Origin of the sequence: Rheinheimera fenheensis, assembly GCF_039871805.1 — a bacterium.
GTDB lineage: Bacteria > Pseudomonadota > Gammaproteobacteria > Enterobacterales > Alteromonadaceae > Alishewanella > Alishewanella fenheensis.
In genome coordinates this window covers 19017-33593 of the sequence record NZ_JBDPJM010000003.1, presented here as the reverse complement: position 1 = coordinate 33593, position 14577 = coordinate 19017, and the positions used below count along the sequence as shown (strand labels likewise).

The window sequence follows — 14577 nt, the reverse complement described above, 5'->3', positions numbered from 1 at the left end:
GTTGTTTGCATCCTAGCTTATTAATTGAACTAATTGCAAAAGCCGGCACCCTTTCAGCGCCTTAGCGCCTGTGCCAAGTCATTAAAATGCGCAAAACACCAATCTGCCTGGCTGGCAAACTGCTGGTTAGTCTGGTTCAGATACAGGCATGACGCCACACCGGCATTCGCCGCAGTTTGTAAATCGAAAATATAATCACCGACATAAATCATTTGCTGCAGCGGTACCTGCAGACTGGCGGAAAAACGCAGTAAGCCTTCGGGATCAGGTTTGGCAGCACAGTCTTCACGCGTCAGCACCTGGTTAATCGGAATGCCCAGCCGCTTTATGGTTAAAAACGTCGCCTCACGCATATTGCGGGTCAGCAGAGCAAGCTTCAAACCTGATTCTGCAAGCTGCTGTAAACAGCGCTCGGCCCCTGGCATCCAACGAGCATCGAGCGCGCCCTGTAGCTCATGCCGGCGGATAATCTCAGTAGCTCGGTTGTGCTCTGCTATATCCTGCGTCAAGGCTAGTTGCTCTAACAGCGGTGTGCCGCGCGGCCAGCCAATGTCATCGCAAATAGCGGCGAAATCCAGTGCCGAGTCGACCAGAGTGCCATCTAAATCAAATACCACGGCGTTTATATGGGTTAACTGCAACTTTGTTACTCCTCTCCAACTGGCTGAATTTACCATTTATTAGTCAAAATGCTTAAAGCTTTACCAACCAATACACCTAACACACTGTTTTTCAGAGAAATAAAGCTGGCACAACAGCTGCTTTATTCCTGGCAACTAACGTAAAAAGGAATAGTGATAGTGAGCATACTGCGTGTGTTGTTTAATATACTCTGGTTCGTGTTGGGTGGTTTTGTCATGGGCTTGCTGTGGTGGCTGGCCGGCTTGCTGTGTTTTATCAGCATTATTGGCATTCCGTTCGGCCGCAGCTGTTTTGTTATTGGTGAGATGGCATTCTGGCCTTTTGGTCAGGATGCAGTAAACCGCCGTCATATCAACCGCTATGACGATATTGGTACAGGCACACTGGGCACCTTAGGTAATATTATCTGGTTTGTGTTGTTCGGTATCTGGCTGGCGCTGGGGCATCTGGCACACGCACTACTGTGTTTTATCAGTATTATCGGTATTCCGTTTGGTATAGCGCACCTTAAACTGGCGCTGTTATCCATTGCCCCTATTGGCAAAACGGTGGTAGCACGTCATGCTATTTAACGGCACTCACACAACAGAGCAAACAAGCTTATGTCAAAGCAACACTATCAGCGGATCTGGCAAACTGTACTGCAGATCCCTGCAGGTAAGGTAGCCAGTTATGGTCAAATTGCCGATTTAGCGGGATTACCTGGCCGGGCACGTTTGGTGGGTAAAGCCTTAGGTTATGCCCCAGAGCAGTTAGCCGTGCCCTGGTTTAGGGTACTGCGTAGTGATCGTAGCCTGGCCTTTGCGCCGGGCTCTGACACCGCCAATTTGCAGCGCCAGCTGTTGCTTGCAGAAGGTGTGTTGCTGAAAAACAATCGGGTACAACAGCAAGATCTCTGGCAGCCTGACTTAGCGGAGCTACTGTTTAAGCTTAGCTATTAATGCGGTTAAACCCCATTTAACCGCCGCTTTGCACGTAGCAGGGCTTCTTGCTCGTACTCTTCCATATACTCGGCTAAGTCGCCTTTCCACTGCTCATCAGCCTCAGCGGTTTCTTTAACCAGCCCAACTTCCAACTGATCCCGTCTCACCAGTAACTGATGCGCGCGGCTGTGCATTTCCAACTCAACCTCAGCCTGGATCTGGCTGATAGAGCGCAGCAACAGTAACTTCTTGAAAAAAAACCAGGCGGCAAGATTGAGCGCAGCTAAGATGAGAAAGTATAACCATGTCATTCTGTTACCACCTGAGTACTGTTGTTTTCATTACGCTGCTGTAATGCCCACATCATCAGAATAATGGGTACTAACGCGACATTAATAATTGGAATGCCGTATTGATAAAACGGTTGAAGTAACTCCGTATCGGTCACGTAACGGTCAAAAAACCTCAGGCTTTGAATACTGGCCAGCAAGAAAAAACATGAGCCGACTAACTGCGCCACACTACCAACATTTTGTTTGAGTAAGCGATGAAACTTATACAGCAAGTAAATTGCAATACCATCAACACAGACAAAAGCCATATACCAAATAAACTTGTAAAATAAGCCCGTCTGGCTGGCAATGTTATACAGCATGGGTGTGCTCGCCGTCATGGCACCATTAGCCAAAGCCAATACCATCAGCGTAATCACTAAGGATGACACTTTACGCTCTAACATTACTGACAACAAAAACATCAAAAAATAGGCAACAAAAACCCATTTCCCCAACTCAAACAGCACTGCTTCTATTGTATTCCAAGCCATAACTTACTCTTTAGGTGACCTAAGATTACACTTTTGGTGGCTCTATCCCTTCGCCATTGCCCAGAGTTTTTGGTGGCTCGATCCCTTCTCCATTACCAGTCGTCTTTGGCGGCTCAATCCCCTCGCCATTCCCTCGGGTCGAAACTACACTATCACGCTGCAATAAGGCTCTGGCACGCTCACTAATTTGTACCGAATCGCCGGCGGCCGGGCTTTGCGTCGCCTCTGCGCGGGGCGCATCCTGCCGGGCACTTACTGTACTGGCTTTCTCCTGTGCGTAAAACTGTGCTTGTGCAGCGCTATTACCACCGATATTGCTTACTGACATTTCTCACCTCTTAAACTGGTTTACCGTCTTAGCCATACTAGGATGGCTATTCCGACATTGCCAGCGCAGCGGGAAAAATTACGCTGACAAAAAAATGATATTTACCGCTAGCAGCTCACAGCACAGTTTTCTCCAGGCTGTTATTGCGTTAAAAGCCTGCTATTAGCTAGACTAGCGCCCTGTTCGATTTGATAGCCAAGATTACAGGAGCGCAAGCATGGGCGCACAGTGGAAAGCCAAACACAAAATGGATGCAGCCAACGCTAAAGGCCGTATTTTTACCAAATTAGCAAAAGAAATAGCCGTTGCAGCCCGTAATGGTGCTGATCCGGATATGAACGCGAAACTGCGCTCTGCCATTGAAGCGGCGAAAAAAGCCTCTATGCCCAAAGATACGTTGGAGCGCGCCATTAAAAAAGGTGCTGGCTTACTGGATGGCCCGGCTAACTATGAAACCGTGGTTTACGAAGGCTTTGCACCACACCAGGTGCCGGTGATTGTTGAATGTTTGACCGACAATAAAAACCGCAGCGCCATGAGTATTCGTCAGTTGTTCCGTAAAGGCCAGTTAGCTACCTCTGGTGCGGTCTCCTGGGACTTTAAACATCTGGGGCAAATTGAAGCCGAGCCAGAAAGCGCCGATGCCGATATGGAACTGGCGGCTATTGAGGCGGGTGCACAAGACTTTGAACAAGGCGAAGACAATGAAGTGGTGTTTTTAACCGAGGCCACCGATTTAGATGCCGTAGCCAAAGCGTTGCCAGAATTTGGCTATAAAGTGTTAACTGCCAAGCTGGTTTATCGTGCAAATAACCCGGTTACACTGGAGGATGCGCAGCGCGCTGAAGTCGAAGCCTTCTTGGATGCGATAGACGCTGATGACGACGTTCAAAACGTGTATGTAGGTTTAGCATAACAATGGTTTTATAGCCCGAATCGCTACCGCTAAAGCCACCGCCAGGTGGCTTTATTGATCTAGCCAAAGAGTAACTGCCAGAAGCTCACCTTACGCAGTTTATGGTAGTGTTTACGCAGCGTATCTACCTGGCGCAAGTGCTGCTGCGCCTGCTGCAGATCCCCCTCGCTGGCAGCATGCTGCGCTTTTTCAAGCTCGGCTAATACCTCTGTTAAACCTTGCTGAAACTGATCGGCCTTATCAGCCGGGAAGGATGCTTGTTGCGCCTGCTGGGTCAGCCTAATCAGCTCGTTAAGGTGCGTGACAAGCGTAGCACTGTCGGTACTTTCTATCGCCTGCTTAAACTCAAACCCCATGTTCTTCATGGTTTTCTCAACATCTACCGCGGCATGTAGCGGCAACAACCAACAGCAAACTAATAGCAGCAACCCACGCATAGATACCCCCAAAAAATCGGGCGCTACTTTACCGCAAAATGCCGGCAAAACCAAAATCTGGTTAAAAAAACGGCCGGGCAGCGAAAGCCGCCCAGCCACAGGCCTGCCGGTTTTTGCTAACTGGTCAGACAGCAACGGCAGTTAATTTTATTGCAACAGCCCAGCCAGTAAACCAATCAGGCCGCCAAACACGCCGCCCCACACCACCAGCCAGCCCAAGTGTTGGCGGATCATTTGCTGGATAATGTCTTTTACCAGCGCCGGCGTCAGCTCATCCAGTCGCTGCTGCACTATGCTATCCACCTGTTGGCGCAAGCTTGCCAACTGCTCTGGCTTGTCCAGCTGCGCCAGCAGCAGCTGATTAAACTCATCAGACTGCGACACCTCCACCAGCGCCGTTTTTAGCCGGGCTATAAAAGGCTCTTTTAACGGCATCAGCGCCGCGCTGCCGCCAAACATCGATAACATGCCGCCCAAAGACGACTGCTCCACCACTTTAAGTAGCGAGTCAAAGGTTGGCGACAGGTTGGATTTTTCAATTACCGGAGTAAAATCAAACGCCTGGCTATGACTTTGCTGTTTGCCGGCAATAAAACGGTCAATATTGTCACTGCTGAAAAATTGCGTCATTACCAGTTGATAAATGCCGCTTTTAAACTGCTCGAATCGCGCCGGGATGACACCAGAACCATATAACAGCGGTACTTTTTCAAATAACATGTGCACGGCTAAGGCATTGGTCAGTGCACCTGAGAGCGCAAATAGACCAACACTCAACAACACCGGCTGCTGCCAATACCAACCGATGACACTTAACACTGCGGCTAACGCATTCGTCAGAACATTTTTATTATGCATTACTACCTCTGCCTAGCTTAAGGATTAACGGCGCGATTTTAATCAGCCACCCCGCGCCCGGCAAGGGTGAGCTTTAGCTTGAAAGCAATTGTCGCTATGCTAGGCGCCAACATAGCAAGAGGAAACATGATGAAGGTAATAGTCGCTTCAGCCAACCCAGCGAAAATTCGTGCGGTCAGTGCCGCTTTTGAGCAGATCTTTGCCGGTCAGGCGATTGAGTATGATGGGTTGGCCTGCGAGTCAGGCGTGGCAGCGCAGCCAATGGACAGCGACGAAACCTTACGTGGCGCACTAAACCGGCTACAAGCAGTTGCAGCTGCTGTACCCGGTGCAGATTACTATGTGGCGCTCGAAGCAGGCTTAGATGGCGATAGCAGCTTTGCCTGGGTGGCCATTACCCATCAGGGCAAGCTTAGCAAAAGCCGCAGTGCCAGTGTGCCGCTGCCGCCCGCTGCACTTATGGCATTGCAACAGGGCGAAGAGCTGGGCGATGTGATGGACCGAATGTTTGCTCAGCAAAACGTGAAACAACAAGGTGGCGCTATTGCGATGCTAACCAACCATTTACTGACACGCGCCGGCGTGTATCAGCAGGCTATTATTCTGGCGATGATCCCGTTTATGCAGCCAGAGCTCTTTGAACTGCACACTTAACAGCTTAGTTGTAGCCCAGTACCGCACAGTGCGCGACATCACGCCGCTCTGCCACAACAGCGGTTTGGCTGCGGCGCTCATCTGCCCATACCAGGCTCAGGGCCTGACGTTCCTGCGCGGTTAAATCCACCGTTTTTTGCTGCGGGTAAAAATAATGCTGTTGCTGATGGCTTTGTTTTACGGCACTCATAACAGTCTCCTGTATCACCTTTATTTGAGAGTACCCGCTAACTTTATAAGCCACAGCCTGAGCCTAAGCTGAACAATAGAATGGTTATTACAAGTAAGCTTTGTTGAAAGACTCCTTCGATTGCTGCAGATAATTGCGGGCTTTTTGTGCATGGTTTTCCCAGATCTGCTTATCTGCCGGCTCCGTGAAAGGATTCTGGTTGCTATTTACTGAGCGCTCAAACTTGTCGTAGTACGTTAGCATGGCAGAAGCAATTTGATTAAATTGGTCTTTGTAGCTTTGGGTTTGCTCCAGCTGCTCGGAGGTTTTCAGCACAAAACGCACCAGCTCAGTGTTATTGCCCTCATCCAGATAGCTGTTGGCTTTAAGGCGGATATTGCCAGCCACTTCCGCTTTTAGCGCCTCGCGCACCTGCTCATCTTTACTCAGGGCACGGCTGATGGTTTCCTGCGAACGTGCCAGGCTGGCATGCTGTAAGGTGTCGCGTAGCTGTTTATCCAACGCACGACGAAACACATCAATGCTCTTTTGGATCTGCAACAAGTCATTATCCAGCGCAGCAACCTGAGACAACTCTTTTTCCAGCTCGGCTAAAAAGCGCTCAGCGTCCTGATAAATTTTCAAGCCGTTTTGCTCGGCAAACTTCCGATCGCTGCGGCTAAGGCCGGCATCACTGTAGTTAGACTTGTCAAAACTGGACGCCAGAAACGATTTAAAGGGTTCGGCAAAGGCAGAATAGGTGCCGGCGCTGACCACATTCAGCGTCGCAGTCACCAAATCACCAAACGGCTTAAGCATAGAATTTAGCCGTGCCTGCTGCAGTGGCGTGGTAACCCGTTTGGTGTCATTAATGATGCTGCGAAAGCTGGCATAAGCCATCGGGTTAGACATTTTATTGCGCTCTGAGCCGGCAAGCGCCAGCGCGATACCCGAGTGCAGCGCATTGGCGTACTCGAGGTACTGGCGCTGTATATCCAGCTGCGCAGCATAGTTAGCGCCCAGGGTGCGAAACGACTCAGCCTGCAGCGCGATATTCTGATCTGCCCGCAGCTTATCTAAAATACCACTGACAATACGCTGCTCATTTTTTTGCAGCGCCGTGGCCAGTAAAATGCGTTCTACCTGCAGATCGTCAATATCTACCGCACCGTTTACCGCCTCAATATCCAGCCGCAAGTAACGCTTAGCAGGTTCATCAATAGATACGCGGTGGGCCTGATAACTGGTATCGCCACCATTGTGCTCAATCAAAGCGACAGGCTGCCATAACGCATTTAACGATGGCTGATCAGCTACCAGCACCTGAATACGATAGGAAGTAGCCATGCTGTCCGGCCGGGCCCACAGCTCTAATACGCCCATTTCACTGAGCGCCTGTTTGCTAAACAATACACTGCTGCCCGCCTGACAGCGCAGCGACAGCTCGCCAGAGCGAGGTATGCCCAGTAAAGCTTTGCAGTCCCCCAGTTGGCGCCAGTAATCGGTTTCCTGCTCAAAACCATCCACCAATACCACCGGCGAGGCCTGTAGCGCAGATAACCAGAGGGTAGACAACAACGCAAACAGCAAACGCATAAAGACTCCACAACAAGCTAATAAAGCATTACAAGACGAAGCGCGGTAGTGGTGGTTATTTTAGCAGCAGCGCTGCACGGCAAGGAAGCTCCCCGGGCAGAGATATTTTTCAACAAGCAGCATAGTTGCACTAATTTGTCCTGCTGCAACAGCTGGGGTAGACTGTCGCGCCTAAACAACACCGGCGTCACCGGTAACAACAACCTAGTGGAATGATAGTGTTATGACGAAATGGCTGCGGGTGCCTCACACCCTGACGTTACTTTTTAGCATGATGGTGCTGGCGATGATCGCCACCTGGATAGTACCCCAGGGCTTTTTTGAGACTCAAACCCTGGCCAATGGCCGCAGTGCTGTGGTACCCGGTACCTTCGAGCTGGTTGAAAACCGTCAATATTTAAGCCCTTGGCAGCTGCTTACCGCAATTCCTCGCGCCTTTGCTAGTGCGCAGGACGTGATTTTCTTCGTGATGATTTTAGGCGGCGTGTTATCTATCGCCCGCGCTACCGGCACCGTTGACGCACTGATTGGACGCCTGTTAGAGCGCTACAACAGCAAACCACAGATGCTGATCTTTATGGTGGTGTTTTGTTTTGCCATGGCGTCCAGCTTTATCGGCACCGCAGGCGAGTATATTCCTTTTGTGCTAATTTTGGTGGCACTGTGTAAAGCTATGCGGCTGGATGCAATGACGGCTGTTGGTATGACAGTGGCCGGTTATGGTATTGGTTATGGCGTATCGGCCTTTAACCCCTTTACTGTATTAATAGCCCAGCAAATTGCTGATTTACCGCCGATGTCTGGCAATTGGCTGCGTTTTGCCATTTTTGTGCCTTTTGTACTTATTGGCTTTCATCATGTGTGGAGCTATGCGAAAAAAGTGCATGCCAACCCTGACAACTCGATGGTAGCAGACCTGCCCTGTCCGCTGGGTGATAAAGCACAGGTGAACTACCCGGCCTTGGCGCTTAACCACAAGCTGATCCTGGCCAGTTTCGTTGCCACTATTGGTTTAGTTGCTTATGGCATTAAAGTGCACGGCTGGTACTTATACGAGCTAAGCGCCTGTTTTATTGGCTGGGGGCTTTTCAGCGCTGTTATCGGTAAAGTATCCGCCGATACTGCCGCACAAAAATTTATTGATGGCGCTATGGAGCTGACCACCACAGCGATGTTAATTGGTATCGCGCGCGGCATTTCGCTGGTGATGGAAGATGGCCAGATCCTACACAGCCTGGTGCATGGCTTGTCCTTGCCACTGTCTTATGTTGGCGCAGAAGCCGCTGCAGTGGGCATGTTGCTGATTCAAACCCTGCTTAATTTCTTTATCCCCTCTGGCAGCGGCCAGGCCTATGTCACTATGCCGCTGATGGTGCCATTAGCAGACTTGCTGGAAATTCCACGCCAGGTGGCAGTGCTGGCTTATCAGTTTGGTGATGGTTTTTCAAATATGATCGTACCGACCAATGCGGTGCTGATGGGCATTATTGGTATAGCAGGTATTCCTTATGGCCACTGGTTCCGCTTTTGTCTGCCACTGATGATCAAGTTAATGCTGGCCTCTTCGTTAGTATTGGTGCTGGCAATTGTGTTTGACTACGGTTTAAGCTTACAGCCGGTAGTTGCATAGAAACAGGCCGGCATAGCCGGCCTGTTTTTTTAGGCTGCAATTAGCAGTTTTACTTATTCCAGCGTTAGTACCACTTTGACATTATCTGAGACCGCATCGGCACTGACATAACCAATAATATTCGGGTTATTGGCAACCAGTGCCAGGACCTCGCTGTCAGATGCCACCTCCTTTGGCGGAGTGCCTTTGCCGGTAAATACCAGCTTAGACCAAAATGCCTTCACCTGGCTTGACGAGCGGCCTAGCGCCTTTTGATCAAACTGTGAGCGCAGCGGGACGGAATCAGCCAGGTTTACCGGCACAGCTGAGGAGCCATCTGTAAACGAACTTAGCTTGCCGGTGTATAAGCGGGTTAAATCTTCTTTTGTTAAACTGGTTTGATTCGATGGATGCACCACGACGGAAATGGCCGCACTCACACTCAGCGGCAGTAAAAAACAGCTAACGATCAGTAACGTTTTCATTCTGCCTCCTAGAACACCAAATCGACACCAAAGGTAACAGATTTACTGTCACCTGCTACCATCAGGCCATCAACACCGTTGTCTTCGACATCATCGTACTGCAGCTTAAAGGCAGCTGAGCTGTGAAAGTCGTACCGAAGACCTATGCTGGTGGTATTGTGTATTTCACCGTCACTGTCAAAATCGGCGTAGGAGATATAAGGTGTAATATTATTCAGGCGGTAACCAAGTGACACCATGTAGGTATCAAACTTACCACCATCCAGATCTAACTGATTTAACTCTGTTAATAACACCAGATTGTTATAGTCAATATTAACCGAGATACCGGCAAATTTGCCGCGCCGCTCCAGCTCACCATCCCAGTCTACGCGCTCGACAACGCCATTGATTGTGCGATAACGCTCGTTAATGTAGGTCATATAGGTCAGGCGGATATCCAGCCAGTCTCTGTTAAAACTAACGACGCCACCAACAATATCTTTCCAAATCTCCCGCACTGGGTTAGTACCAAAAAATTGCGACAACAATTTGTTTTCTTTGTCATCTTCACGCCCAGTATACAGATTACCGCTGACGTCCCAACTGCCTAACTGAGTGTTAAACAGGGCGTTAATGCCGGTGTAATTAAAGATCTGCCAGGTGTAGTTATCAGCCGGCGGTCGCATCCATAAATAGGCATAGCCAACATCAAAAAAGTCTGAGTAGTAGTAAAGTGGCAAACGTTTTTTACCTGCTTGCAAGGTCCAGGTATCGTTGAGCTGATACGACAGATACGCCCATTCAAAACGGGCATCAAAATCGTCTGCACCGCGCGCGACTACCTGCCCGGTTACTGATAAGCCTTCCGTTAAATCGGCTGAAACCTGCAAACCAATACGGCTATCGGGTTTAAAAGACCATTCTTCCTCATACACGCCGACCTGGGGGTAATTGGCTAAAAAGGTCGGGGGTAAACCAAACTCCTCAACACCGTCACCACTTAGCACCCGGCCACCGGCAACAGTAGCAAAGCCAGAGATATTGACGTCCGCACTCACTGTCAGCGACAACAACAACAGTATACCGGGTAAACTGCCTAATATTGCTCTACGCATACAAGCTCCTTGTTATGATGCCAAAAGTTCGCGACACCTTTTGCTAAACATAGTTCAGTAAAAAATTTTTGCTGAAAAACCGCAAAAAATCATCGAACTTTGCGCCTACAAGCAGTAAAGGCAGTAAAACCGGCTTTTGTCACCAGAGTTCTGCTGCTAGCATAGACCCATCTCAACCCAATCGTTGTCTTTATGCAGCAAGCACAACAAATCGCTGAAATTATTTTAAAAGGGTTTCGCCGTCACTTTAGTATATTTCAGACGATAACGGCCAAAGCCAAGCAACGTTTTGAACTGGCCGACTGGCGTGCCTTTCAGCAAGACAGCTCTGATCGTATTTCGTTTTATGATCAACGTGTCACCGAAGCGATTGCGCATCTGGCCAGTGCGCTGCCTACCCAGTGTTTAAATGAAGCCCTGTGGCAGCAGGTTAAGCAGCATTACATGGCGTTTCTGGCGTTTCACCCGCAAGCTGAACTGGCCGAGACCTTCTATAACTCAGTGTTTTGTCAGCTGTTTGAGCGTAAGTATTTCCATAATCAGAATATTTTTGTCGAATCGACCTTAAGTAAACAGCATTTACCCGCACCCATTGCATCCGTTTATGACAGTTTCTTTCCGGCGCAGGATGGCCTAAAACAGACAATTCGTAATATTGTCTCCGGCTTTGGCTTTATTACGCCTTTTATCAACCTGGACCGCGATATCCGCTTAATCGTAAAAAGCTTTATGGCGCAGTCCAGCCATGGCCGCCATCCGGTGTATCAAATTCGCTTTGATATTTTAAAGTCAGTGTTCTATCGCAATAAGGCTGCTTATATTGTCGGCCGCGCTGTCACACCAGATGGCCAGCAGCCGTTTATTATTCCGATTTTGCACCGCGAAGGGGCAGGCTTATTTATTGATACCCTGGTGACCGACGCCAAGCAAATGACGATTATTTTTGGCTTTTCCCGTGCCTATTTTATGGTGGCAACTCAGGTGCCTTCATCACTGGTACATTTTTTACGCGAGCTGCTGCCGCATAAAACCCTGGCAGAGCTCTATGCCAGCATTGGTTTGCATAAACAGGGCAAAACCGAGTTTTACCGCGAGCTTTTAAGCCACCTGGATAAAAGTAACGACCAGTTTGTCGCCGCCCCCGGCACACGAGGTATGGTGATGATGGTGTTTACCCTACCTTCCTTTCCATATGTATTTAAAGTGATCCGCGATAAATTTGCTCCCAGCAAAGAATTTGGCCGCGACACGGTAAAAGCGCGCTATCTGCTGGTTAAAAAGCACGACCGGGTTGGCCGTATGGCTGATACGTTGGAATATTCTTACGTCGCGCTGCCAAAGAACCGTTTTTCGGCCGAGCTGCTGGAAGAGCTGCAGCAGGCCATCGGCGGCTCACTCAGTTTCGAAGATGACTTAGTGGTGATAAAGCATCTGTATATTGAACGACGCATGATCCCGCTGAATTTATATCTTGAACAAGTGTCTTTCGAAGAAAAAGCCCAGATCATGGACGATTATGGTCATGCGATTAAACAAATGATTGCCGCCAATATTTTCCCCGGCGATATGCTGCTGAAAAACTTTGGTGTTACGCGCCATAAAAGAGTGGTGTTTTACGACTACGACGAAGTACAGTATTTGTTAGATGTGAACTTCAGAAGCTTCCCGAAAACAGAAAACTACGAAGACGCTATGTTTGCCGAAGGCACTGTCTGTGCAGCGCCAGGTGATGTCTTCCCCGAGCAAATGGCCACCTTTGTTACGCCACAAAGCGACATTCGCCAACTGCTGTTTAGTAAACACCCAGAATTGCTTGACGCCGCTTACTGGCGGCAAAAGCAACAAAACATCCGCGACGGTGTAGTGGAAGATATCTTTCCTTACCCGGATGACATTCGTTTTTATCACCACTATCAGCATGAGAGCACTAAACCATGAAAATATACGTTGACGCCGATGCCTGCCCGGTGGTGATCAAAGACATCATTTTTCGTGCCGCCGAGCGCAAACAGATCAGTACCCTGCTGGTAGCTAATCAGCTGATCCGCGTGCCACCGTCAAAGATTATCTCGGCTATTACCGTATCGAGCGGCTTTGACGAGGCGGATAACGAAATTGTGCGCCGCTGCCAGGCTGGGGATTTGGTAATTACTGCCGACATCCCGCTGGCAGCGGATGTTCTGGCCAAAGGCGCTTTTGCCCTTAACCCGCGCGGCGAGCTCTACAGTACCGATACCATTAAACAGAAGCTGACCATGCGCGACTTTATGGATACGCTGCGCTCCAGCGGCGTGCACACCGGTGGGCCTCCACCACTTAACCAAAGCGACCGGCAGGCCTTTGCCAACCAATTAGACAAGTTACTACAGCGCTACGCAACCTCATGACGCTAAACCTTAAAACGCCCCACCTGAGCACTTACCTGCTGCACCAGTTTACGCACCCGCACACCGTCATTGCCCGTATCACGGGCTAAGTCCGATAATTCATTGGCATTTTGGCTAATACCATTGACGGTTTGGTTGACATGCTCAGCCACCGTAGATTGCTGCTCGGTCGCGGCCGCTATCTGGGTCGCCATGTCATTAATATTGGCAATACCAGAGACGATGTTATCCAGATAGCTGCTGGCCGAAGAAGCATGCTGCTCGGTTTCTGCTACTTGGTTTTTAGCGTTATCCATTGCCGAAACAGCCTGACTTACGCCCTGCTGCAGGCGGTTAATCATGTCATGAATATCTTTGGTCGATTGCTGGGTGCGCGATGCCAGTGTACGCACCTCATCGGCTACCACGGCAAAGCCCCTGCCGGCATCTCCAGCGCGCGCCGCTTCTATCGCCGCATTAAGTGCCAGCAAGTTCGTTTGCTCGGCAATACCGCCTATTACCTCCAGCACCGAGACAATATTGCGGCTTTCTACTTCAAGATCGCTAATGGCTTTGACGACTTGCGAGATATCTTTGGCCAGCACATTGATCTGCTGCATCGACTGGCGGATCACCTTACCCGAGCTATCAGCTGCCTTGTTAGCATCTTCGGTAGCATTATTGGTGAGTGACGCATTACTGGCAATTTCCTGTACCGCGTGCTGCATCTGATGAATAGCAGTGAGTACCTGTTCAATGTGTGAGGTTTGCTCGCCGGCTTTATTGCTGGTGAGCTCGGTCTTTTGCGCGATATTAGCTGCGGCCTGTTCCAGCTCACTCAGCTGCTGCTGCACTTCGCCAATCATTTTTTGTAATGTGCTGATAAACTCATTGGTTTTAAGCGCAACATCGCCAATTTCATTGCTGCCGCTCACTGGCAAGCGGCGGGTCAAATCGCCCCCCACGCTGGCCAGCTCACTGACCATGGTTTTTAGCTGGTTAAGCGGCTTAACAATCAGGCTGGGGCTAAATACGACAGTGACAATCGCAATAGCGACTGCAATCAACATCAGCAATATCGTCAGTGTTTTTTGTTGGTTAACATAGTCGGTTAGTTCTTTGCCCAGCAATTCCGCACGTTGATCAATGCGCTCGCCCAAGCCGTTATATTCATCACGTAAGGTTGAGAACGCCTTACTCTCACTGCCTTCAATTAATGACCGGGCTTGCTGAGTGTTGCTCTGCTGCGCGTACTGCATGGCTTGTTTGGCCAGATTGTGCCAAGTATCAAACACCCTACTAAACTCACTGTCAGTCATAGCGCTCACATCATGTACGCGCACCAGCGCTGCCGCCTTTTTCATCCGGTCTAGCGCTTGCTGAACATTGTCGGCAAAGTCTTTTTGGGCGTCGGCTACTGGCCTACCTTGTTCGCTTAACAGCACGTATTCGCGCATTGCCAATTCAGCCTGATACAGATCCCTGTCGGCGTTTAATACCGCCGTAGTGGCTGGTGTTAGACTATTAATGGCAATATCAGTTTGTGCGATAACGCCATTGACCGTGATGAGGCTCTTAACACCAACTACCGCAATCAAGACTGATAATAAAATAATAGGTAAAGCGATTTGTAATTTAACCGACAAATTCTTCAGGCTGCTCATAAATTTA

General features: G+C 49.4%; 18 protein-coding genes. 7 read left to right on the top strand and 11 right to left on the bottom strand.

Annotated features, from left to right (window positions below; genetic code table 11):
• Positions 1 to 53: 53 nt before the first annotated feature.
• Entirely contained in the window at positions 54 to 641 is a 588-nt protein-coding gene (locus ABGI61_RS05660; protein WP_347598195.1) for an HAD family hydrolase, read from the bottom strand.
• 159 nt (positions 642 to 800) lie between these two features.
• Here ABGI61_RS05660 and ABGI61_RS05655 point away from each other — a divergent pair, with 159 nt between their 5' ends.
• A complete protein-coding gene (locus ABGI61_RS05655; protein WP_347598192.1) occupies positions 801 to 1214 on the top strand; it encodes a YccF domain-containing protein in 414 nt (137 codons plus the stop codon).
• A gap of 30 nt (positions 1215 to 1244) precedes the next feature.
• On the top strand, positions 1245 to 1583 hold the full coding sequence (locus tag ABGI61_RS05650) for an MGMT family protein (RefSeq protein WP_347598189.1): 339 nt from the start codon (positions 1245 to 1247) through the stop codon (positions 1581 to 1583).
• 5 nt (positions 1584 to 1588) lie between these two features.
• Here ABGI61_RS05650 and ABGI61_RS05645 read toward each other — a convergent pair whose 3' ends face one another.
• From ABGI61_RS05645 to ABGI61_RS05635, 3 genes are read right to left on the bottom strand one after another with little or no spacing between them, the layout of a single operon-like run.
• Positions 1589 to 1876 carry a hypothetical protein gene (locus ABGI61_RS05645; protein ID WP_347598186.1) on the bottom strand — a complete coding sequence of 96 codons (288 nt, stop codon included), beginning with the start codon at positions 1874 to 1876 and terminating at the stop codon, positions 1589 to 1591.
• Positions 1873 to 2391, bottom strand: coding sequence for a hypothetical protein (locus tag ABGI61_RS05640; RefSeq protein ID WP_347598183.1), 519 nt, complete (start codon positions 2389 to 2391; stop codon positions 1873 to 1875). Before ABGI61_RS05640 ends, ABGI61_RS05645 begins: the two co-directional genes overlap by 4 nt.
• A gap of 25 nt (positions 2392 to 2416) precedes the next feature.
• Positions 2417 to 2719, bottom strand: a complete 303-nt coding sequence (locus ABGI61_RS05635) for a hypothetical protein (RefSeq protein ID WP_347598180.1) — start codon at positions 2717 to 2719, stop codon at positions 2417 to 2419.
• A 217-nt stretch (positions 2720 to 2936) separates the two neighbouring features.
• Between ABGI61_RS05635 and ABGI61_RS05630 the strand changes: the two genes are divergently transcribed.
• Positions 2937 to 3635 carry a YebC/PmpR family DNA-binding transcriptional regulator gene (locus ABGI61_RS05630; RefSeq protein ID WP_347598177.1) on the top strand — a complete coding sequence of 233 codons (699 nt, stop codon included), beginning with the start codon at positions 2937 to 2939 and terminating at the stop codon, positions 3633 to 3635.
• A 59-nt stretch (positions 3636 to 3694) separates the two neighbouring features.
• Here ABGI61_RS05630 and ABGI61_RS05625 read toward each other — a convergent pair whose 3' ends face one another.
• Both ABGI61_RS05625 and ABGI61_RS05620 read right to left on the bottom strand, forming a co-directional pair.
• Complete coding sequence (locus ABGI61_RS05625; protein WP_347598175.1) at positions 3695 to 4072, bottom strand: cytochrome b562; 378 nt, start codon at positions 4070 to 4072, stop codon at positions 3695 to 3697.
• Between the two features lie 147 nt (positions 4073 to 4219).
• Positions 4220 to 4930 (bottom strand): DUF445 domain-containing protein, encoded by a 711-nt coding sequence (locus ABGI61_RS05620; protein ID WP_347598172.1) that lies wholly within the window; start codon positions 4928 to 4930, stop codon positions 4220 to 4222.
• 126 nt (positions 4931 to 5056) lie between these two features.
• Between ABGI61_RS05620 and yjjX the strand changes: the two genes are divergently transcribed.
• Positions 5057 to 5584 (top strand): inosine/xanthosine triphosphatase, encoded by a 528-nt coding sequence (gene yjjX, locus ABGI61_RS05615; RefSeq protein WP_347598169.1) that lies wholly within the window; start codon positions 5057 to 5059, stop codon positions 5582 to 5584.
• A 4-nt stretch (positions 5585 to 5588) separates the two neighbouring features.
• Here the strand turns inward: yjjX and ABGI61_RS05610 are convergent, their stop codons facing one another.
• A complete protein-coding gene (locus ABGI61_RS05610; protein WP_347598166.1) occupies positions 5589 to 5774 on the bottom strand; it encodes a hypothetical protein in 186 nt (61 codons plus the stop codon).
• An 87-nt stretch (positions 5775 to 5861) separates the two neighbouring features.
• Positions 5862 to 7349, bottom strand: coding sequence for a BAR domain-like protein A BdpA (gene bdpA, locus ABGI61_RS05605; protein WP_347598163.1), 1488 nt, complete (start codon positions 7347 to 7349; stop codon positions 5862 to 5864).
• Positions 7350 to 7572: 223 nt separating this feature from the next.
• On the opposite strand from bdpA, the gene ABGI61_RS05600 reads away from it, so the two are divergent.
• Positions 7573 to 8979: a YfcC family protein gene (locus ABGI61_RS05600; protein ID WP_347598160.1), complete on the top strand. Its 1407-nt coding sequence runs from the start codon at positions 7573 to 7575 to the stop codon at positions 8977 to 8979.
• Positions 8980 to 9032: 53 nt separating this feature from the next.
• Here the strand turns inward: ABGI61_RS05600 and ABGI61_RS05595 are convergent, their stop codons facing one another.
• Entirely contained in the window at positions 9033 to 9443 is a 411-nt protein-coding gene (locus tag ABGI61_RS05595; protein ID WP_347598157.1) for a type 2 periplasmic-binding domain-containing protein, read from the bottom strand.
• An 8-nt stretch (positions 9444 to 9451) separates the two neighbouring features.
• On the bottom strand, positions 9452 to 10540 hold the full coding sequence (locus tag ABGI61_RS05590; protein ID WP_347598154.1) for a porin: 1089 nt from the start codon (positions 10538 to 10540) through the stop codon (positions 9452 to 9454).
• 192 nt (positions 10541 to 10732) lie between these two features.
• Between ABGI61_RS05590 and aceK the strand changes: the two genes are divergently transcribed.
• Both aceK and ABGI61_RS05580 read left to right on the top strand, forming a co-directional pair.
• Complete coding sequence (gene aceK, locus ABGI61_RS05585) at positions 10733 to 12478, top strand: bifunctional isocitrate dehydrogenase kinase/phosphatase (RefSeq protein WP_347598151.1); 1746 nt, start codon at positions 10733 to 10735, stop codon at positions 12476 to 12478.
• On the top strand, positions 12475 to 12927 hold the full coding sequence (locus ABGI61_RS05580) for a YaiI/YqxD family protein (RefSeq protein WP_347598148.1): 453 nt from the start codon (positions 12475 to 12477) through the stop codon (positions 12925 to 12927). The genes aceK and ABGI61_RS05580 overlap by 4 nt, the downstream gene beginning before the upstream one ends.
• 2 nt (positions 12928 to 12929) lie before the next feature.
• On the opposite strand, the gene ABGI61_RS05575 is transcribed toward ABGI61_RS05580, so the two are convergent.
• A complete protein-coding gene (locus tag ABGI61_RS05575; protein ID WP_347598146.1) occupies positions 12930 to 14570 on the bottom strand; it encodes a methyl-accepting chemotaxis protein in 1641 nt (546 codons plus the stop codon).
• Positions 14571 to 14577 lie beyond the last annotated feature (7 nt).